The 19157-nt window shown below is 73.3% G+C and carries 18 protein-coding genes; 6 read left to right on the top strand and 12 right to left on the bottom strand.

What is annotated here, in order from left to right:
- Window positions 1-107: 107 nt before the first annotated feature.
- The gene (gene guaA / locus ACFXGA_RS01430) at window positions 108-1664 is read right to left on the bottom strand and encodes a glutamine-hydrolyzing GMP synthase (RefSeq protein WP_378083234.1); all 1557 of its coding nucleotides are present in this window, start codon (window positions 1662-1664) and stop codon (window positions 108-110) included.
- Between the two features lie 51 nt (window positions 1665-1715).
- Here guaA and ACFXGA_RS01425 point away from each other — a divergent pair, with 51 nt between their 5' ends.
- Complete coding sequence (locus ACFXGA_RS01425; protein WP_378083231.1) at window positions 1716-2432, top strand: phosphotransferase; 717 nt, start codon at window positions 1716-1718, stop codon at window positions 2430-2432.
- Between the two features lie 80 nt (window positions 2433-2512).
- On the top strand, window positions 2513-3958 hold the full coding sequence (locus ACFXGA_RS01420) for an aldehyde dehydrogenase family protein (protein ID WP_378083229.1): 1446 nt from the start codon (window positions 2513-2515) through the stop codon (window positions 3956-3958).
- Here ACFXGA_RS01420 and ACFXGA_RS01415 read toward each other — a convergent pair.
- On the bottom strand, window positions 3948-4505 hold the full coding sequence (locus tag ACFXGA_RS01415; RefSeq protein WP_378083227.1) for a TetR/AcrR family transcriptional regulator: 558 nt from the start codon (window positions 4503-4505) through the stop codon (window positions 3948-3950). The two genes, ACFXGA_RS01420 and ACFXGA_RS01415, sit on opposite strands and share 11 nt — an antisense overlap.
- A gap of 78 nt (window positions 4506-4583) precedes the next feature.
- Between ACFXGA_RS01415 and ACFXGA_RS01410 the strand changes: the two genes are divergently transcribed.
- Both ACFXGA_RS01410 and ACFXGA_RS01405 read left to right on the top strand, forming a co-directional pair.
- Window positions 4584-5375, top strand: coding sequence for an SDR family NAD(P)-dependent oxidoreductase (locus ACFXGA_RS01410; protein WP_378083224.1), 792 nt, complete (start codon window positions 4584-4586; stop codon window positions 5373-5375).
- Window positions 5372-6709 (top strand): cytochrome P450, encoded by a 1338-nt coding sequence (locus ACFXGA_RS01405; RefSeq protein ID WP_378083221.1) that lies wholly within the window; start codon window positions 5372-5374, stop codon window positions 6707-6709. The genes ACFXGA_RS01410 and ACFXGA_RS01405 overlap by 4 nt, the downstream gene beginning before the upstream one ends.
- Here ACFXGA_RS01405 and ACFXGA_RS01400 read toward each other — a convergent pair.
- The 5 genes from ACFXGA_RS01400 to guaB form a co-directional block, all read right to left on the bottom strand.
- On the bottom strand, window positions 6684-7982 hold the full coding sequence (locus ACFXGA_RS01400; protein WP_378083220.1) for an FAD-dependent monooxygenase: 1299 nt from the start codon (window positions 7980-7982) through the stop codon (window positions 6684-6686). The genes ACFXGA_RS01405 and ACFXGA_RS01400 overlap by 26 nt on opposite strands.
- Window positions 7979-8938, bottom strand: a complete 960-nt coding sequence (locus ACFXGA_RS01395) for an MBL fold metallo-hydrolase (protein WP_378083219.1) — start codon at window positions 8936-8938, stop codon at window positions 7979-7981. The genes ACFXGA_RS01400 and ACFXGA_RS01395 overlap by 4 nt, the downstream gene beginning before the upstream one ends.
- A gap of 147 nt (window positions 8939-9085) precedes the next feature.
- Entirely contained in the window at window positions 9086-10798 is a 1713-nt protein-coding gene (locus ACFXGA_RS01390; RefSeq protein ID WP_378083217.1) for an FAD-dependent oxidoreductase, read from the bottom strand.
- Between the two features lie 62 nt (window positions 10799-10860).
- Window positions 10861-11994: a GuaB3 family IMP dehydrogenase-related protein gene (locus ACFXGA_RS01385; protein WP_378083215.1), complete on the bottom strand. Its 1134-nt coding sequence runs from the start codon at window positions 11992-11994 to the stop codon at window positions 10861-10863.
- 60 nt (window positions 11995-12054) lie between these two features.
- Window positions 12055-13566: an IMP dehydrogenase gene (gene guaB / locus ACFXGA_RS01380; RefSeq protein ID WP_378083213.1), complete on the bottom strand. Its 1512-nt coding sequence runs from the start codon at window positions 13564-13566 to the stop codon at window positions 12055-12057.
- A 66-nt stretch (window positions 13567-13632) separates the two neighbouring features.
- On the opposite strand from guaB, the gene ACFXGA_RS01375 reads away from it, so the two are divergent.
- The gene (locus ACFXGA_RS01375; RefSeq protein WP_378083211.1) at window positions 13633-14082 is read left to right on the top strand and encodes a DUF5319 domain-containing protein; all 450 of its coding nucleotides are present in this window, start codon (window positions 13633-13635) and stop codon (window positions 14080-14082) included.
- A 51-nt stretch (window positions 14083-14133) separates the two neighbouring features.
- Here the strand turns inward: ACFXGA_RS01375 and ACFXGA_RS01370 are convergent, their stop codons facing one another.
- The 5 genes from ACFXGA_RS01370 to ACFXGA_RS01350 all read right to left on the bottom strand — a co-directional run bounded on the left by ACFXGA_RS01370 (window position 14134) and on the right by ACFXGA_RS01350 (window position 18589).
- Window positions 14134-15063 carry an anti-sigma-D factor RsdA gene (locus ACFXGA_RS01370; protein WP_378083208.1) on the bottom strand — a complete coding sequence of 310 codons (930 nt, stop codon included), beginning with the start codon at window positions 15061-15063 and terminating at the stop codon, window positions 14134-14136.
- Window positions 15064-15636 (bottom strand): sigma-70 family RNA polymerase sigma factor, encoded by a 573-nt coding sequence (locus ACFXGA_RS01365; protein ID WP_141980366.1) that lies wholly within the window; start codon window positions 15634-15636, stop codon window positions 15064-15066. It lies immediately after the preceding gene.
- Between the two features lie 289 nt (window positions 15637-15925).
- Window positions 15926-16522 (bottom strand): response regulator transcription factor, encoded by a 597-nt coding sequence (locus tag ACFXGA_RS01360; RefSeq protein WP_015805222.1) that lies wholly within the window; start codon window positions 16520-16522, stop codon window positions 15926-15928.
- Window positions 16523-16602: 80 nt separating this feature from the next.
- On the bottom strand, window positions 16603-17499 hold the full coding sequence (locus tag ACFXGA_RS01355) for a hypothetical protein (RefSeq protein ID WP_378083207.1): 897 nt from the start codon (window positions 17497-17499) through the stop codon (window positions 16603-16605).
- A gap of 166 nt (window positions 17500-17665) precedes the next feature.
- Window positions 17666-18589 (bottom strand): MerR family transcriptional regulator, encoded by a 924-nt coding sequence (locus ACFXGA_RS01350; RefSeq protein WP_378083206.1) that lies wholly within the window; start codon window positions 18587-18589, stop codon window positions 17666-17668.
- A 270-nt stretch (window positions 18590-18859) separates the two neighbouring features.
- On the opposite strand from ACFXGA_RS01350, the gene ACFXGA_RS01345 reads away from it, so the two are divergent.
- The gene (locus tag ACFXGA_RS01345) at window positions 18860-19156 is read left to right on the top strand and encodes a WhiB family transcriptional regulator (RefSeq protein WP_033428626.1); all 297 of its coding nucleotides are present in this window, start codon (window positions 18860-18862) and stop codon (window positions 19154-19156) included.
- Window position 19157: the final 1 nt, after the last annotated feature.

Here is a 19157-nt window from a genome sequence, read left to right as displayed (position 1 = left end):
GGGGGGGGGGGGGGGGGGGCCGCGCCGCCGGTGTGGGGGGCGGGGGGGTGGGGGGTGTTCGGGGGCCCGCCCCGGGGGGGGCCGGGCCCTTTCCCCCTTTGTCGCGCCTACTCCCACTCGATGGTGCCCGGCGGCTTGCTCGTCACGTCGAGCACCACCCGGTTCACCTCGTTGACCTCGTTGGTGATGCGGGTCGAGATGCGCTCCAGCACGTCGTAGGGCAGGCGGGTCCAGTCCGCGGTCATCGCGTCCTCGCTGGACACCGGGCGCAGCACCACCGGGTGGCCGTACGTGCGGCCGTCGCCCTGCACGCCCACGCTGCGCACGTCGGCCAGCAGCACGACCGGGCACTGCCAGATCTGGCGGTCCAGGCCCGCGCTGGTCAGCTCCTCGCGGGCGATCGCGTCGGCCTTGCGCAGGATGTCCAGCCGCTCCTGGGTGACCTCGCCGATGATCCGGATGCCGAGGCCGGGACCGGGGAACGGCTGCCGCTGCACGATCGTCTCGGGCAGGCCCAGCTCGGTGCCGACGCGGCGGACCTCGTCCTTGAACAGCGCGCGGAGCGGCTCCACCAGGGTGAACTGGAGGTCATCGGGCAGGCCGCCGACGTTGTGGTGGCTCTTGATGTTCGCCGCGCCCGCGCCGCCGCCGGACTCGACCACGTCCGGGTAGAGCGTCCCCTGGACGAGGAACCGGTAGTCGCCCTCGGCCTTGAGGTCGCGCTCGGCCTGCTCGAAGACCCGGATGAACTCCCGGCCGATGATCTTGCGCTTCTGCTCCGGGTCGGTGACGCCGCGCAGCGCGTCGAGGAACCGCTCGCGGGCGTCCACGGTGACCAGGTTGACGCCGGTCGCGGCCACGAAATCGCGCTCGACCTGGGCCCGCTCCCCCGCGCGCAGCAGGCCGTGGTCGACGAACACGCAGGTCAGGCGGTCGCCGATGGCGCGCTGGACGAGCGCGGCGGCCACGGCCGAGTCGACGCCGCCGGACAGGCCGCAGATCGCCTTGCCGTCGCCGACCTGCTCGCGGATCCGCGCCACCTGCTCGTCCACGATCGAGGACGTGGTCCACTGCGGCCGGATGCCCGCGATGTCGTGCAGGAAGCGGCGCAGCACCTCCTGGCCGTGCGGGGAGTGGCCGACCTCCGGGTGGTACTGCACGCCGGCGAACCGCCGCTCGGCGTGCTCGAAGGCCGCCACCGGCGCGCCCTCGCTGGTCGCGGTGACGGTGAAGCCGTCGGGCGCCTTGGTGACGCAGTCGCCGTGGCTCATCCACACCGGGTGGCTGGCGGGCAGCTCGTCGTGCAGCAGGCCGCCCGCCCGCACGCCCAGCTCGGTGCGGCCGTACTCCCGGGTGCCGGTGTGCTCGACCGTGCCGCCCAGGGCGCCGGCCATGGCCTGGAAGCCGTAGCAGATGCCGAAGACCGGCACGCCGACGTCGAACAGCTTCGGGTCGACCTGGGGCGCGCCCGGTTCGTACACGCTCGACGGGCCGCCGGACAGCACGATCGCGGCCGGGTCGCGTTCCAGCAGCTCCGCCACGGGCGTGGTGTGCGGGACGACTTCCGAGTAGACCTGCGCCTCCCGGACCCGGCGGGCGATCAGCTGCGCGTACTGCGCGCCGAAGTCCACTACCAGCACAGGGCGGTTGCTGCTCTCAGCCACTGGGGAAAAACCTCTCGTCCGGCGGATCCGCGCAGGTGAAGGATGTCATGCGTGCGGGAGGAAGTGCTCACCGGAGGCGGGCTGAACGAGGTCGTGCGGGTCGGGTCGACGGTCCGCCGGCCGACCGGTCCGTGGACGCCCAACGTGCACCGGCTGCTGGAACGCCTTGCGCCGCTTGGCATCGCGCCGGCGCCGCACGGGATCGACGAGCGGGGCCGCGAGGTGCTGTCCTACCTGGAGGGTGAGGTGGGCCACCCGCCGCTGCCCGAGGCGCTGCGCGCGGACGCCGTGCTGGTGGCCGTGGCGCGGATGGCGCGGCGGTTGCACGACGCGTCGGCGGAGCTGGTGGGCGAGCTGCCGGCGCACGGGTGGCAGTTCCCGGCGATTTCACCCGTCGAGGTGATCTGCCACAACGACCTCGCGCCGTACAACATGGTCTTCCGCGACGGGCTGCCGGTGGGGGTCTTCGACTTCGACGGCGCCCGGCCCGGACCCCGGTGGTGGGACCTCGCCTACACCGCGTACTGCCTGGTGCCGTTCTCGCCGGAGTTCGGGACGGTGGCCGACCAGCGGCGGCGGCTCGGGCTGTTCTGCGCCGCGTACGGGATCGGGACCGCCGGCGCCGGCCGCTGGGTGCGGGCCCGGTTGACCGACATGGTGGCGATGATCCGGGAGCGGCCGGAGTTCCACCGGCAGCGCGAGGAGCGGCACGACCTCTACTACCTGGGGCACCTGGACTACGTGCGGGAGCACTTCGCGGACCTGTGAGGTGTCCGTCACGGTCGGCGTCCGAGCGTACTTCCAAGATCGATCCGCCGGACCGCGCGGTACGGGAATACGGTGTCCGCATGGACGCGTTCACGCCTCAGCCACGGCCCTGTTGGATCGCCGGACACGCCGAGCAGGGCGGGTCGGCCATCGCGGTGCACCACCCGTTCGACGGGACGGAGGTGGCGTCGGTGGCGGTGCCCGGCCCGGAGCAGGTGGAGCGGGCGGTGGCCGCCGCGGCGGCGGTCGCCGCGGAGTTCCGGCGGACACCGGCGCACGTGCGGGCCGCGGCGTTGGCGCACGTGTCCTCGGCGTTGGCCGAGCGGGCGGAGGAGATCGCCGAGACGATCACCGCCGAGAACGGCAAGCCGCTGAAGTGGGCCGAGGTCGAGGTGCGGCGGGCGGTGAGCACGTTCCGGTTCGCCGCCGAGGAGGCGCGGCGGTTCACCGGCGACCTCCAGCGGCTGGACACCGACGCGGGCGGCGAGGGCCGGCTCGCGGTGGTGCGGCGGGTGCCGCGCGGACCGGTGCTGGCGGTCGCGCCGTTCAACTTCCCGCTGAACCTGGTGGCCCACAAGGTGGCGCCGGCGCTGGCGGTGGGCGCGCCGGTGGTCGTGAAGCCCGCGTCGGCCACGCCGCTGTCGGCGTTGCTGCTGGGCGAGCTGCTGGCGGAGACGGACCTGCCCGAGGGCGCGTTCTCCGTGCTGCCGGTGCGCGGGTCGGACATGAAGGCGCTGGTGACCGACGACCGGCTGCCGGTCATCTCGTTCACCGGGTCGACGTCGGTCGGCTGGTCGTTGATGGACGCCGCGCCGCGCAAGCACGTGGTGATGGAGCTGGGCTCCAACTCGGCCGCGATCGTCTGCCCCGACTGGCCCGACCTGGACTTCGCGGCCCGGCGGATCGCCACGTTCGGCAACTACCAGGCCGGTCAGTCGTGCATCGCGGTGCAGCGGGTGCTGGTGCACCGGGACGTGGCCGACGAGTTCGTGCCGAAGCTGGTGGACGCCGTGCGGGGGCTGCGCACCGGCGACCCGCACGACCCCGAGGTGGAGGTCGGGCCGCTGATCGACGAGGACAACGCGCGCCGGGTCGAGGAGTGGGTCGCGGAGGCCGTGGCGGACGGGGCGGTGCTGCACGTCGGCGGCGGCCGGTCGGGCACCACGGTCGAGCCGACGGTCCTGCAGGACGTGCCGCCCGGGTCGCGGGTGTGGCGCGAGGAGGTGTTCGGGCCGGTGCTCGCGGTGTCCGTGGTGGACTCGGTGGACGAGGCGTTCGAGCAGGCCAACGCCACCGAGTACGGGTTGCAGGCCGGCGTGTTCACCCGGGACCTGGGCGTGGCGTTCGAGGCGGCGGCCACCCTGGAGGTGGGCGGGGTGATCGTCGGCGACGTGCCGTCCTACCGGGCCGACCAGATGCCGTACGGCGGCGTGAAGGGGTCCGGCACCGGGCGCGAGGGCGTGCGGTCGGCGATGGAGGACTTCACCGAGGAGCGCACGATGGTGCTCACCGGCATCACTCTGTGAGCGCGCCCTTGGCGAGCGCCAGCAGGCCGTTGAGCAGGTCGTCGGAGTCGTCGCCGGTGGCCAGGGCCCTCAGCTTGAGGCCCATGACCATGCCGACGACCGCGCCGGCGAGCCGGTCGGCGTCCGGCACGCCGACGGACGCCAGGACGGTCGCGGCGAGCCGGTCGTAGGCGGCGAAGCACTCGGCGGCGGCGGCGCGCAGCTCCGGGTCCCGGCCGGCGTGCAGGTACAGCTCGTACGGGGCGATGCGCTCGCTGTCGGTGCCCGTCGCCTCGGCGACCTGGCCGACGACCTCGACCACCTCGTCGAGGTTGGCGCACCTGGTGTTGTTGCGGGTGGCCAGCTCGCCGAAGCGCTTCGTCTCCTCGGTGACGAAGTGCCGCAGGCTCTCCCGCAGCAGGTCCTGCTGGGTGGCGAAGTGGTAGGTGACGGAGCCGAGCGACACGCCGGCCTCCTGCGCGATGCGCCGGTTGGTCACGCCCGCGACACCGTCGTCACCGATGATCCGCAGCACGGCCCCGATGATCCGCTGCCTGGTCTCCGTCATGCCGTCATTGTCCGGCATGGGACGACCCGGCGGATCCACGGTACTGTTCGTTCGAACGAACAGTTTCCGGGAGGGCGCATGCGGGTGACGGGGACGACGGTGTTGCTGACCGGCGCGACGGGCGGGATCGGGCAGTCGATCGCGCGGGCCTTCGCCCGGCGCGGGGCGAAGCCAGTGCTGACCGGGCGGAAGGCGGAGGAGCTGGCGCGGCTCGCGGAGGAGGTCGGCGGCCGGGCCGTGGCGGCCGACCTGTCCGACCCGGAGGGCGTCCGGCGGCTGGTCGAGGAGGCCGGGTCGGTGGACGTGGTCGTCGCCAACGCGGCGCTGCCGGCCGGCGGCCCGTTGCTGGACTTCACGCCGGAGGAGGTCGCGCGGGCGTTGGCGGTGAACCTGGAGGCGCCGATCGCGTTGGCCCGCGCCCTGGCGCCGGCCATGGTGGACGCCGGGCGCGGGCACCTGGTGTTCGTGGGGTCGTTGGCGGGCAAGGTGGCGTCCGCGCACAGCTCGCTCTACAACGCGACGAAGTTCGGGCTGCGCGGCTTCGCGCTGGGGCTGCGGGAGGACCTGCGCGGCACCGGCGTCGGCGTGTCGATCGTGCAGCCGGGGTTCGTGCGGGACGCCGGGATGTTCGCCGAGACCGGCGCGAAGCCGCCCGCCGGGATGCGGACCGTGTCGCCCGGCGAGGTCGCGGACGGCGTGCTGGACGCCATCGAGCGGGACCGGGCCGAGGTGAACGTCGCGCCGCCGGAGCTGCGGGTGGCGAGCGTGCTGGGCGGCGCGTTCCCGGCGTTCTCGTCGGGGTTGCAGCGGCGGTTGGCGAGCGACGAGCTGATGCGCCGGCTGAGCGCGGCCAACCGGGGCAAGCGGTGACGGCCCCGGCGATCCCGCACCCGCGGTGGCGGGTGCCGTTCCTGGGTGACGTGCTGGGCGCCGACCGGCGCACCCCGGTGCAGGACACGATGCGGCTGGGCCGCGAGCTGGGGCCGATCTTCACCCGGCGGTTCCTGGACCGGGAGGTCGTGTTCGTCGGCGGGGCGGACCTCGCCGCGGACCTGGCCGACGAGTCGCGGTTCGCCAAGCACCTCGCGCTCGGTGTGGAGGCGTTGCGGGACGTGGGCGGGGACGGGCTGTTCACCGCCTACAACGACGAGCCGAACTGGAAGGCGGCGCACGAGGTGCTGCTGCCCGCGTTCACGCAGAGCGCCATGCGCGCCTACCACCCGACCATGGTGGACGTGACCGCGCAGCTGGTGGCGAAGTGGGACCGGGGCGGCGAGGTGGACGTCTCCGCCGACATGACGAAGCTGACCCTGGAGACGATCGGCCGGGTCGGCTTCGGGTACTCGTTCGAGTCGTTCTCCCGCGCCGACACCCACCCGTTCGTGCGGGCGATGACCGGGTCGTTGCGGCACGCGCAGCGCAGGAACTTCACGTTCCCCCTGGTGGCCCGGCTGTTCGGGCGCGCGGCGGAGGAGCGGTACCGGCGGGACCTGGCCTTCCTCGCCGAGGTCGTGGACGAGGTGGTGCGGTCGCGGCGCGGGTCGGGCGGGTCGGACCTGCTCGGGCTGATGCTGGCGTCCGGCGAGCTGGACGAGGTGAACATCCGCAACCAGGTGATCACCTTCCTGATCGCCGGGCACGAGACGACGTCCGGCGCGCTGGCGTTCGCGCTGTACTACCTCTCGCGGCACCCCGAGGTGGCGGAGAGGGCGCGGGCCGAGGTGGACGCGGTGTGGGGATCGGCGGACGTGCCGGAGTTCGAGCAGGTGCCGAAGCTGCGGTACGTGCGGCGGGTGCTGGACGAGGCGTTGCGGCTGTGGCCGACCGCGCCGGGGTTCGCGCGGGAGGCGCGGGCGGACACCGTGCTCGGCGGGCGGTACCCGATGCGGGCGGGCCAGTGGGCGCTGGTGCTGCTGCCGCTGGTGCACCGCGACCCGGCGGTGTGGGGGTCGCCGGAGGCGTTCGACCCCGACCGGTTCGCGCCGGCGGCCGTCCGCGCCCGGCCCGCGCACGTCTACAAGCCGTTCGGGACCGGGGAGCGGGCGTGCATCGGGCGGCAGTTCGCGCTGCACGAGGCGACGCTGGCGCTCGGCACGGTGCTGCGGCGGTACGAGCTGGAGTCCTCGCCCGACTACGAGCTGGCGGTGGCGGAGATGCTGACGCTGAAGCCCGCCGGGTTCACGGTGACGCCCCGGCGTCGGTGAAGCCCTCGGCCCGGAGCCGCGCCGCGCCGAGGTCGGTCCCGGTGGCCGCGGTGTGGCCGTCGGGGCGGACCAGGGCGTCGCCCTCGACGGTGAAGCCGGGGCCGTAGCGGTGGCTGTCCGGGCGGAGTGCGCCGTCGCCGTTGGTGGTCAGGGGCGAGTCGCGGTAGGCGAACGGCTCGAACATCCGACCCGAGTCGATCTCCTCGGTGACGCCCTGCTCCAGCACGCGGCGGCGGTGGGCCCGCTCGGCCTCGGTCCGGGGCACCAGGAAGCGCATGGTCTCGCCGGTGACGCGCAGGTTCTCGTCGGCGGCCGCGGCGCGTTCCAGGTGGTAGGACTCCAGCAGGAGCGGCCCCGCCCCGCCGGCGCGGTCGAGGGCGATCTTCCACGCGGCGTTGTCGGCGTCGCAGAGCCCGGAGTTGAGGCCCCGCGCGCCGAACGGGCTCATCACGTGCGCGGCGTCACCCGCGAGCAGGACCGGGCCGACGCGGAAGCGGGCGGCGCGGCGCTGGTGGAAGCGGTACGTGGACCGCCAGAGCACCTCGTGGGGCCGGTCGCCGGTGACCGCGCGCACGTGCTCGTCGGTCAGCTCGAAGCCCTCGGGCACCTGCCAGTCGACGCGGTGCACGCCGTCCGGCTGCGGGTGCACGAGCACCTGGCGGCCGGGGTGCCACGGCGGGTCGAAGTAGAAGCGGCGCTCCGGCTCCCGGTGGCCCAGGTCCACCCGGATGTCGGCGATGACGAACCGGTCGCGGAACGAGTGACCCTCGAACGGGATGCCGAGCAGCGCGCGGACGGTGGAGTGGCCGCCGTCGGCCGCCACGCAGTGCGTGCCCTCGTGCGTCCCGTCGGTCGTGCGCACGGTGACGTGGTCGGTGAGCCGGATGCCGACGACCTCCTGCCCGAAGCGCAGGTCGACGAGCGGGCTGGCGGCGGCCTGCGCGTGCAGGATCCGCTCCACGGTCGTCTGCGGGGTGTTGACGAACGGCGGGAAGCGGCCCTCGGCGCGCGGCAGCTCGACGGTGAGCACCTCGCGGTCGCGGTAGTACGTCCGGCCGCGGTACCAGGTGACGCCCGCGTCGACCACGGCCTGGCCGACGCCGACCCGTTCGAGGATGTTCAGCACGTCCCGGTGCACGCAGATCGACCGGCTGCCCGCGGCCACCCGGCGCGCCGAGGACTCCAGCACGGTCGTCGGCACGCCCGCCCGGGCCAGCAGCAGCGCGGCGGTCAACCCCACCGGACCCGCGCCGACCACCAGCACCGGTATCACCGCAGGGCCTCCCACACCTCGCGGTCCCGCGCCGCGGTCCAGATGCGCGGCCAGTCCACGCCGTCGCACTCGTCCCAGTACCGCTGCACGTTGAACGGCAGGCAGTGCTCGAAGATCGGCCACCGGCCGTAGCGCGGCGCGAGGGCGGCGTGCGCGGCCTCGAACGCGTCCTTCACCGTGCCGCCGCCGACGTGCACCGTGCCGACCGTGCGGCGCAGCTCGTCCAGGAAGTGCCGGGACTGCGCGATGGCCGCGTCGACCTCCGCCCGGTCGCGGGCCGGCGCGCCGCGTCCGCCGACCAGCTGCTCCGCGCCCAGGGCGGCCACCCGGTCCAACGTCGAGGTGGCCCACTCGTCGTGGAACGCGTCCCCGGTGTAGAGCGCCGCCCGCGACTCGACCAGGTCCCCCGCGAACAGGATCCGCTGGTGCGGCAGCCAGGCCACGATGTCGCCCGCCGTGTGGCCGCGGCCGCAGTGGCGCAGCTCCACCTCGCCCCGGTCGCCGCCGAGCGGGATGGTGAGGCGGTCGGAGAACGTGACGGTGGGCCAGGTCAGGCCGGGGATGCCCGCCGGCTCCTCGAACAGCCGGGGCATCCGGCCGTACTCGCTCAGCCAGTCCTCGCGGCCGCGTTCGGCGATCAGCGCCCTGGTGTTCTCGTGCGCGATGACCTCGGCCGCGCCGAACGCGCTCGCGCCCAGCGTGCGGACCGCGTGGTAGTGGCTCAGCACGAGGTGGCGGACGGGTTTGTCGGTGTGCTCGCGGAGCCGGTCGAGCCAGCGCCGGGCGGCCTTCGGCGTGGCCCGGGCCTCGATGCAGACCAGGAAGTCCTCGCCCTCGATCGCGCCGACGTTCGGGTCGCCCTCGGCGGTCAGGGCGTACACGCCGTCCGCGAGCCGGACGAACTCCTCGCGCTTGGGCTCGAGGTCGGCGCTGGACGCGAACGGCTTCGGTGCCACACCACCCACCATAGGGTCGGTGACGTCGTCCTCACCCCCGCGACCGGCAACCACAACCCGCCCGGCGCAGCGACCGCACCCACCCGCCGGCCAGGACGCCCCGGGCCCGCGCAGACCCGCCGGCCAACGCCACCCGGTCCCGCCCGCCTACTCGACCTCCACGATCGGCAACCGCAGCGCACCCGGCGCGCCGGCCGGCACGGCGGGGTGGCGCGGCGGCACCGGGGCGAGCCGCCGGTAGCCCGCCGACTGGTCGGGTCGCCGGTCCGGCTCGCCCTTGTTCGGCCACAGCGCGAACGCGCGCTCCGCCTGCGCGGTGATGGTCAACGACGGGTTCACGCCCAGGTTCGCCGAGATGGCCGCGCCGTCCACCACGGACAGGCCCGGGTAGCCGTACACCCGGTGGTAGGGGTCGATGACCCCGCCGGCCGGGTCCGAGCCGATCGGGCAGCCGCCGATGAAGTGCGCGGTGAGCGGGACGTTGAACAGCTCGCCCCAGGTGCCGCCCGGGATGCCGTCGATGTGCCGGGCCGCGAGCAGGTTCGCCCGGTGGCCCGCCTCGATGAACGTCGGGTTCGGCTGCCCGTGCCCCTGCTTCGAGGTGAGCCTGCGCCGGAACAGGCCCTTCTTGGTGAACGTGGTGATGGAGTTGTCGAGGCTCTGCATCACCAGCAGGATCACCGTCCGCTCGCTCCACCGGCGCACGGACATGAGCCGCGCCAGCCGCAGCGGGTGCCGGACCGCCTGGGCGAGGAACTGCACGACGCGCGGCGTCGACTTGGCGCCGTCCGTGGCCAGCGTCTGGAGCAGCCCCATCACGTTGCTGCCCTTGCCGTAGCGGACCGGCTCGATGTGGGTCTGCTCGTCCGGGTGGATGGACGACGTGATGGCCACGCCCCGGCTGAAGTCGCGCTCCTCGTCCACGGTGAACCGGGCCGCGCCGATGATCGACTCGGAGTTGGTCCGGGTCAGCTCGCCGAGCCGGGGCGACAGCGCGGGCAGCGCGCCCTCGTCCCTCATCCGGTGCAGGAGCTGCTGGGTGCCCCACGTGCCGGCGGCCAGCACGACCTGGCCCGCGGTGATCGTGCGCCGGCCCCTGCGCAGCTTGCCGCCGGTCCGCCGGGTGCCGACCGCCCACGTGCCGTCCGGGGCCTGGCGCAGGTCGGTCACGGTGGTCAGCGGCAGCACCTGCGCGCCGTTGCGCTCGGCCAGGTACAGGTAGTTCTTGACCAGGGTGTTCTTCGCCCCGACCCGGCAGCCCGACATGCACGCGCCGCACTGCGTGCAGCCGGTCCGGCTGGGGCCCGCGCCGCCGAAGTACGGGTCCTCGGCGGTCCGGCCCGGCTCGCCGAAGAACACGCCGACCGGCGTCGGGTGGTAGGTGTCGGCCACGCCCATGTCCTCGGCGACCTGCCGCATCACCACGTCCGACGGCGTCGTGGTCGGGTTCTCCACCACGCCGAGCATCCGGCTCGCCTGGTCGTAGAACGGGGCCAGCTCGGCTTCCCAGTCGGTGATGTGCGCCCACTGCCGGTCGGCGTAGAACGGCTTGAGCGGCCGGTACAGCGTGTTCGCGTAGACCAGCGACCCGCCGCCGACCCCCGCCCCGGCCAGCACCATCACGCTGCGCAGGGCGTGGATGCGCTGGATGCCGTAGCAGCCCAGCGCCGGCGCCCACAGGTAGCGCCGCAGGTCCCATGACGTCTCGGCGAACTCGTCGTCGGCGAACCGGCGGCCGGCCTCGATGACGGCCACCCGGTAGCCCTTCTCGGTGAGCCGGAGGGCGGCGACGCTGCCGCCGAAGCCCGAGCCCACCACCACGACGTCGTAGTCGGTGTTGTTACCGGCGAGTTCACCCATGGTCGCGACATTAGGCGTAACTCGCGGTAACAGCTAGTTCTCAATCGGTTCAGACGCGACCGTCAGCCCCTGATGGTGAGGCCGACCTTCTGGAACTCCTTCAGGTCCGAGTAACCGGTCTTCGCCATCGCCCGGCGCAGCGAGCCGAACAGATTCGTCACGCCGCGCGGGTCCACCGACGGGCCGAACAGCAGCTTGCGCAGGTCGACGACCTGGTCCACGCCGGTCGACACGTGGCTGCGCGGCACCGACGGGTGCGCCGACGCGGCCGTCCAGTACAGGCCCTGGCCCGGCGCCTCGGACGCCGCCGCCAGCGGCTCGCCCAGCATCACCGCGTCCGCGCCGCACGCGATCGACTTGGCGATGTCGCCGCTGGTCAGCACGCCGCCGTCGGCGATCACGTGCACGTACCGGCCACCGGTCTCGTCCAGGTAGTCCCGGCGCGCCGCGGCGGCGTCGGCGATGGCCGTGGCCATCGGCACGCCGATGCCGAGCACCGAGTCCGTCGTGGTCACGCCCGGCGTGTAGCCGTAGCCGACGATCACGCCCGCCGCGCCCGTGCGCATCAGGTGCATCGCGGTCCGGTAGTCGCCGACGCCGCCCGCGATCACCGGGATGTCCAGGTCGGCGATGAACGACTTGAGGTTCAGCGGCTCGCCGTCGCGCGACACGTGCTCGGCGGAGATGATCGTGCCCTGCACGACCAGGATCTCCACGCCCGCCGCCAGCAGGTCCGGGGTCAGCTCGGCCGCCCGCTGCGGGCTGACCCGCACCGCGACCGTGACGCCCGACTCGCGCACCTGCTTGATCGCCTCGGCGATCAGGTCCACCCGCACCGGCGCGGCGTGCAGCTCCTGGAGCACCTTCACCGGCGCGGCCGGGTCGTCGGTGTCCTCCACCGCCTGCACCAGCCGGAACAGGGCCTCCTCCACGTCGCCGTGCCGGGCCCACAGGCCCTCCGCGTTGAGGACGCCCAACCCGCCCAGCTCGCCGATCGCGACCGCCGTGCCCGGCGACACGATCGCGTCCGTCGGGTGGGTGATCAGGGGGATCTCGAAGCGGTAGGCGTCGATCTGCCACGCCGTCGAGACGTCCTTCGAGGACCGGGTCCTGCGGGACGGGATGATCTCGAGGTCGTCCAACTCGTAGGCCCGCCTCGCGGTCCGGCCCATGCCGATCTCGACCAGATCGCGCACCTTAAACGTCCTTCCGTGGAGCCAGCGGAACCCGGGAACCCTAGCCCAAGGCGATCCGGATCAGCGGGTCGTGTAGTTGGGGGCCTCGACGGTCATGGTGATGTCGTGCGGGTGGCTCTCCTTCAGCCCGGCCGCCGTGATCCGCACGAGCTGCTTGCGCTGGAGGTCGGCGACCGTCTTCGAGCCGGTGTAGCCCATCGCCGCGCGCAGGCCGCCCACGAGCTGGTGCACCACCGACGACAGCGGACCCCGGAACGGCGTGCGGCCCTCGATGCCCTCCGGCACCAGCTTGTCCTCGGACAGCACGTCGTCCTGGAAGTAGCGGTCCTTCGAGTACGACTTGCCCTCGCCGCGGCCCTGGAGCGCGGCCAGCGAGCCCATGCCGCGGTAGGTCTTGAACTGCTTACCGTTGACCAGCACCAGCTCGCCCGGCGACTCGGCCGTGCCCGCGAGCAGGCTGCCGAGCATGACCGCGCTCGCGCCCGCCGCGATCGCCTTGGCGATGTCGCCGGAGTACTGGATGCCGCCGTCGCCGATCACCGGCACGCCCGCCGGCGCGCACGCCAGGCTGGCCTCGTAGATGGCGGTGATCTGCGGCACACCCACGCCCGCGACGACGCGCGTGGTGCAGATCGAGCCGGGGCCGACGCCGACCTTCACGCCGTCCGCGCCCGCGTCCACCAGCGCCTGCGCGCCCGCGCGGGTGGCCACGTTGCCGCCGACCACGTCGACCTCGTCGCCCAGCTCCTTCTTCACCCGGGCGACCATCTCCAGCACGTTGCGCTGGTGGCCGTGCGCGGTGTCGACCATGATCACGTCGACGCCCGCCTCGGCCAGCGCCATCGCCCGCGCGAAGCTGTCCTCGCCGACGCCGATCGCGGCCGCGCACAGCAACCGGCCGTCCGGGTCCTTCGAGGCGTTCGGGTACTGCTCGGTCTTGACGAAGTCCTTGACCGTGATCAGGCCGCGCAGCTTGCCGTCGCCGTCCACGATCGGCAGCTTCTCCACCTTGTGCCGGCGCAGCAGGCCCAGCGCGGCCTCCGCCGACACGCCGACCTGGGCGGTGACCAGCGGACCCTTGGTCATCACCTCGCTGACCTTGCGCGAGTGGTCCACCTCGAACCGCATGTCGCGGTTGGTGATGATGCCGACGAGCTTGCCGCTCGCGTCCGTCACCGGCACGCCGGAGATGCGGTAGCGGGCGCACAGCTCGTCGACGTGGCGGATCGTGTCGTCCGGGGTGCAGGTCACCGGGTCGCTCACCATGCCCGCCTCGGACCGCTTCACGGTCTCCACCTGGCGGGCCTGCTCCTCCAGGGACAGGTTGCGGTGCAGCACCCCGATGCCGCCCTGGCGGGCCATCGAGATCGCCATCCGGCCCTCGGTCACGGTGTCCATCGCGGCCGAGGCCAGCGGCACGCGCAGCGTGATGTTGCGCGACAGCTTGGTGCTGGTGTCCACGCCGCTCGGCACGATCTCCGACTCGTCGGGCAGCAGCAGTACGTCGTCGAAGGTCAGTCCCAGCATGGCGAACTTGGGCGGGACTCCGTCAGCGTTGAGCTCGCTGGTCATGGCGGCTGGCTTGCCTTCCGTCGTGCGGCGAACGCGCCGCCGCGGATCGGGTTTCCACAGGCGGCGATGGGTTCAGGTCATGGTATCTGGACGGGGTCGGGGGTCGGCCCGGTACCGTGCGGGGTCGTGCCGCACGACGCGTTGCCACCAGACCCGTTCGCGGGCGACCCGGAGGACCCGGCGCGGGCCCTCGGCGAGCCCGACCACGACCACGACCACCCGCCGATGGACGACGCCGAGCGGGCCGAGCTGGTCGGCGACCTCAGCGACCTCGCGGTGTACCAGGCGCTGCTGGAACCGCGCGGTGTCAGGGGGATCGTGGTGGACTGCGGCGAGTGCCAGGAGCCGCACTACCACGACTGGGCCCTGCTCCGGTCGAGCCTGGAGCAGCTGCTGTCCGACGGCCGGATGCGCCCGCACGAGCCCGCCTACGACCCGGACCCGGCGGCCTACGTGAGCTGGGAGTACTGCCGCGGTTACGCCGACGGGGTCACCGCCACCGAGAGCGCCCGCTGAGATGTGACGAAGCCCGCCCCCGGGACGGGAGCGGGCTTGGTCACACGCGTGTCAGTTGTTCGTGCCGCCGGTCGTGTCCGACCCGGTCGTCTGCTCGCCGCGGGTCTGGCCGCTGGAGGGCAGCTCGCCCGTCGTCTGCAGGGGCGGCGGCTGCGCCGTGCCGTCCGTGGGCGGCGGGACCGTCTCCGAGCTCGTCGTCGGCACGGTCGTCGTGGTCGGCACCGTGGTCGTCGTCGGCGACGTGGCCGACGGCGTCGTGGTCGTGGTCGTGGTGAGGGCCGCCGTGGTGGACGTGCCCGGCACGGACGACGTGCTCGGCGACGGCGTGGTGCTCGTCAGCTCCTGGAGCAGCGACTCGTGCGTCTGGGTCAGGTCGTCCTTGCCGTCGTCCGGCGAGACCGCGGGCAGTCCCTCGCCCGCCTTGAGCAGCGCGTCCCGCGCCTCGCTGTAGCGGCCCTCGCGCAGCGCGGCCCGCGCGGTGTCGAGGTCGCTGCGCACCGCGACGGCGGCTTCGACGGACCGGGCGTGCTCGGAGTACAGGACCCGGGTCAGGCCCCACAGCGCGTCGCCCGGCTGGGCGTCCCGCGCGACCAGGCTCATCCCGGTGAACGCGATCGCCAGCACGGCGGCGGCGCTCGCGAGGGGGATCAGGTACCGGCGCCCGCCTCGCGGCTGGGGCCGGGCGGCGGCGATCGTGGCCACCGCGGTGTCGGTGTCGACCAGCTCGGCCATCGGCGGCTGCTCGACCTCGCGCCGCCACGCCAGCAGCAGCGCGTTCAGCTCGTCCTCGACGAGCGAGTCGGGCTGGTCGCCGTCCCGGCCGCCCAGGGCGTCGAGCAGCGCGTCGTCAGCCCGGATGCCCGCGAGGTCGTCCCCCGGCCCGACCGCGTTGTCCTCGGTCAGGGTGTCTTCCGACTGCGGCGGTCTCTCATCTCGTCCGCGCACGACTTTCCCGTTGCCCTTCTCGTGCTGGTCAGCCACTCAGACCACCTCCTCCGCTGCCAACGTCTTGCGCAGGCGGGCCAGGGCGCGGTGTTGCGCCACCCGCACCGCGCCGGGCGTGGAGCCCACCGCGTCGGCGGTTTCCTCGGCCGACAGGCCGACCACCACGCGGAGCAGCAGGATCTCCCGCTGCTTCTCCGGGAGGACCTTGAGGAGCAGTGCCATTCGATCGGACAGCTCGCCCTGCATGGCGCGCTGTTCGGGACCGGCCTCCGTTTCGGGGGCGTCGGGGACCTCCGGGACCGGCTCGGACCGGTTCCGGGCTGCGGAGCGATGCGCGTCGGCCACCTTGTGCGCGGCGATCCCGTAGACGAACGCCAAGAACGGCCGACCCTGGTCGCGATAGCTGGGCAGGGCCGTCAGCACCGCGAGACACACCTCCTGGGCCACGTCGTCCGCCGAAGCGAAGGACCTCTCCTGCCTTCCGACTCGGGCGCGGCAGTACCGCACCACCAGGGGTCGGATGGATGCCAGGAGCCGCTCGATCGCGTGGCGGTCGCCATCGACGGCTGCGCCCACTTCGGCGTCCAGTCCGTCCCCCAAGTTGGTCATCGCAGACAACTGCCCTGGTGTTACGCGTAGGCGTACCGACAAAGAACAGCACGGGACGGACAACGTCCCCCGTACTGGTGATGCTCACCGTACCGGTCGCGCGGCCGAATGTTCGGCAATGGGGTCCAGATGGGGTCTTTGGACCTCACCTGACCAGCCGACACGCCGTGGACGCACGGCGGCCCGGCGACGCGCGTCCACGCGTCACCGGGCCGGGCTGGAGGAAGAAGTGAAGCTGCGAACCGTCCGACGGATGCGACGGGCCCTCAGAAACCTTCGCCGCCGTGCGTCAGGACACGAGGCCGCGCCGGAAGCCGTGCGCGACGGCCTGGGCGCGGTCCCGGACGCCGAGCTTGCGGAACAAGCGCCGGGCGTGGGTCTTCACCGTGTCCTCGGACAGGTACAGCTCGCGGCCGATCTGCCCGTTGCTCTTGCCCTGGCTCATCCCGCGCAGCACCTGCAGCTCGCGCTCGGTGAGCTGGACGCCCGGGTCCGAGGGCTGGCGCGGCGCGGGCACGCTCGTGCTGGCGAGCGTGTGGGCCAGCGCGGCCACCAACTCGGGACGCGAGGCGTCCCAGCGGAGGTAGCCACGCGCCCCGCCGGCGATCGCGGCGGCGATGCTGCCCGCGTCGTCCGGTGCGCCGAAGACGATGACGTTTGCCTGCGGGTTGGCCGAGACGAGTCGCCGGGTCGCTTCGACCCCGGTCGGGACGGCGCGCTGGGTGCCAACCAGTACGACGTCGACCGGCTGCCGAGAGAACCGAGCCAACAACTCGTCACCGTGCGCTACGCAGTCGATGCGGCTAACCCCTGGGACAGCCGACATCACGCGGGTGAGACCCTCCCGCACACTGCGCCGGTCGTCGCAAATAAGGACCGTGGTCACGGGGACTCCTTCCTGCAGCCGAGTGACGTTCCACATCCCCTATCGGACGCTAGAAGCCGAACCTTGACACGATCCGGTGCTTAATCCGTCAAGAAGTTCGTCTCAGGGTCTGCGTTCGGGGGTTCCCCGGAACGGAGCAGCGCAGTCGGGATCCACGGCGAGCGGGCCGCGAGCCGGCGGCCGATCGGGTCCGCTCGGCGCAACACGCAGCTCAGAGCGTTTTTCGCCCGTTCCTTCATGTTTTCCGTGCCCGCAATACTGCGGTCTGCCTGCGCGTTTGCCAGGACGAGGGCCGCCGGCCAGGACAACGAAAAAAGTCCCTCGCGGTCAGTGTGAGTTAGGTCACACTCCAGCAGTCGGCACCCCCGATCGACGCTTTCGGGTGTCCCCCGGACCACCAACGCCGTGCCGAGGACGAGGTCCGACTTGAGCGCGTGCCGCCTCGCCCCGGCCTCCCGCGCCACCGCCGCCGCCACCTCCGCGTGCCCCACCGCCTCCTCCGCCGACCCACCGGCCAACGCGATCTCCGCCGCCAACCACCGGTGCCTCACCCGGCTGCGCCACCCCCGGGGCTCGACGAGCCCGTGCAACCGCCGCGCCTCCCCGACCCGCCCGGCCCCGACCGCATCCGCCGCGAGCCCCAACAACGCATCGACCCGCGCACCGGCCGCATCGACGTCGTCCTCGTCCCGGCGCCCGCCACCGGGCACCATCGCCAACGCCCGCCCGTCGAGCACCCGCGCCACCGCGTGCCCACCCAACTGCCGCCGGTGCGAAGCGAGCGTCGACGCCGCCAACGACCCGAACAACCCCCCACCCCGCACCAACTCGGACAGAACCGCCACCGCCGCCGCATACCGCCCCTGCCCACCGAGCGCCACCGCCGCCAACCACCGCTCCTCCACCCCACCACCACGCAACGCCGCCCACACCTCATCCCCGGGCCGATCCCCGAACGCCACCCGCCGCAGCTCCACAACCCCACCTCCATCCCCCACCGGCCAACCACCTGCCCTTCCCCAACAGGAGGGTTCCGACCAACGACGCAACCGGGGTTTCACCACCCGCCCCGTCATCCTGCTGATCCGCCCGTCCGGCGAGGACGCTCTTGATCTTCCGACCTTCGATCCCGCCCCCTCACCCTCACACCTCGCAAACCGCCCTCTCCACCACATCCGCCGCCGACCCGAGGTCGTTGACCCGCTCCGCCGGCTGCGGCACCACCCCGCGCTCCCACCCGGGCCCCCCGACGAACACCCGCACCTGCTGCCGCGTCCGCGGCAACCCCGCCACGACGCCCGGATCGGCGTACCGCGGCAACTGCGCCCACAGCACCACCGCCGCCGGCGCGGTCCGCCGCACCGCCGCCGCCAGGGCGTCCGCCGGCAGCGCCGCCCCGAGCTGCCGCACCCCGACCCCGCGCCGCCCCAGCACCGCCGCCAACGCGTACAGCGGCAGGTCGTGCCGCTCGTCCGGCGCGCACGCCAGCAGCACGGGCCGGTGGTTGCGCGGCTGCGCCACCACCGGCGTCGCCCGGACCAGCGCCGCCAGCACGCACGCCTCCACCAGGTGCGACACCTCCACCCCGGCCCCGGAGTGCTCCCACCTCGCCGTGATGGCGGCCATCACCGGCCGCACCACCTCGTTCCACGTGGCGACCACGCCGTCGGCCTCGATCGCGTCCGCGAGCAACCCCTGCACCGCCGCCGAGTCCATCGCCAACGCCGCCCGCCCCACCCCGCGGGCCCGCCGGTTGGCCGCCTGCAGCTTCAGCCCCCGCCCACCGGCCGCTCCCGACATCCCGTCGACCTCACCGCCCGTGACCACCGCCGACAGCGGCGCGCGCACGGGGCCGGCGAGCGCGTACTTGGCCGCCTCCGCCGACGACGCGCCGCGCAGCAGCGCCCGCTGCATCAGCTCCAAGCGCGCCACGTCGAGTGGCGCGTACCTGCGGTGTCGCCCGGTTGTGTGATCGCTGGGTCCGAGGCCGTACCGGCGGTCCCAGGTGCGCAGCGTGGCCGGCGCGACGCCGAGCCGACGGGCCACGGCCGCCACCGACAGGGTCACCGAATCCGCTGGATCTTCTTCTGCCTCAACCGTTTCCGGCTCGCCGTCCGACAGGGCGCCGGCGTGGTCGGGGGGCGTCGTCACGCGGACATCGTCCGTTCACCTGACGTCACCGGCAACTCCGTTTACCACGCCGGGAGATCACCCATCGTATGAATTGCCGTCAAAAGCCCTCACACCCCCTTGAACAAGTTTTGGCGCGGTTCTACGGTGGATCATCGTTAAGCCGAATGGAGCAGTTCTCGTCCATGGGCCAAGGAGGCGGTCTCGATGGCGGACACCCGAAGGCTTCCCGGTCCCAACGCGGATCTGTGGGACTGGCAGATGCGCGGCTCCTGCCGCGGGATGGACAGCGCGTTCTTCTTCCACCCGGACGGGGAACGCGGACCGGCACGGGCCCGCCGGGAGGCGCGGGCGAAGGCGGTGTGCCTGTCGTGCCCGGTGTTGGAGATGTGTCGGCGGCACGCCTTGGCGGTCCAGGAGCCCTACGGGATCTGGGGCGGCCTCTCGGAGTCCGAGCGGGACAGCATCATCAAGGCGCGCAAGCGCCAGCTGACGCCTGCCTGAC

The organism is Actinosynnema sp. NPDC059335, from assembly GCF_042752395.1.
Taxonomy (GTDB): domain Bacteria; phylum Actinomycetota; class Actinomycetes; order Mycobacteriales; family Pseudonocardiaceae; genus Actinosynnema.
Note: the sequence above shows the minus strand (reverse complement) of the source record. Positions and strands in the feature narration are given on the sequence as shown.

Coding starts and splice junctions, on each gene's coding strand:
- ACFXGA_RS01375 (WP_378083211.1), top strand. CDS start 13,633: ATGGGTTCAGGTCATGGTATCTGGACGGGGTCGGGGGTCGGCCCGGTA.
- ACFXGA_RS01420 (WP_378083229.1), top strand. CDS start 2,513: ATGGACGCGTTCACGCCTCAGCCACGGCCCTGTTGGATCGCCGGACAC.
- guaB (WP_378083213.1), bottom strand. CDS start 13,566: ATGACCAGCGAGCTCAACGCTGACGGAGTCCCGCCCAAGTTCGCCATG.
- ACFXGA_RS01390 (WP_378083217.1), bottom strand. CDS start 10,798: ATGGGTGAACTCGCCGGTAACAACACCGACTACGACGTCGTGGTGGTG.
- ACFXGA_RS01410 (WP_378083224.1), top strand. CDS start 4,584: ATGCGGGTGACGGGGACGACGGTGTTGCTGACCGGCGCGACGGGCGGG.
- ACFXGA_RS01345 (WP_033428626.1), top strand. CDS start 18,860: ATGGCGGACACCCGAAGGCTTCCCGGTCCCAACGCGGATCTGTGGGAC.
- ACFXGA_RS01415 (WP_378083227.1), bottom strand. CDS start 4,505: ATGACGGAGACCAGGCAGCGGATCATCGGGGCCGTGCTGCGGATCATC.
- ACFXGA_RS01365 (WP_141980366.1), bottom strand. CDS start 15,636: ATGACCAACTTGGGGGACGGACTGGACGCCGAAGTGGGCGCAGCCGTC.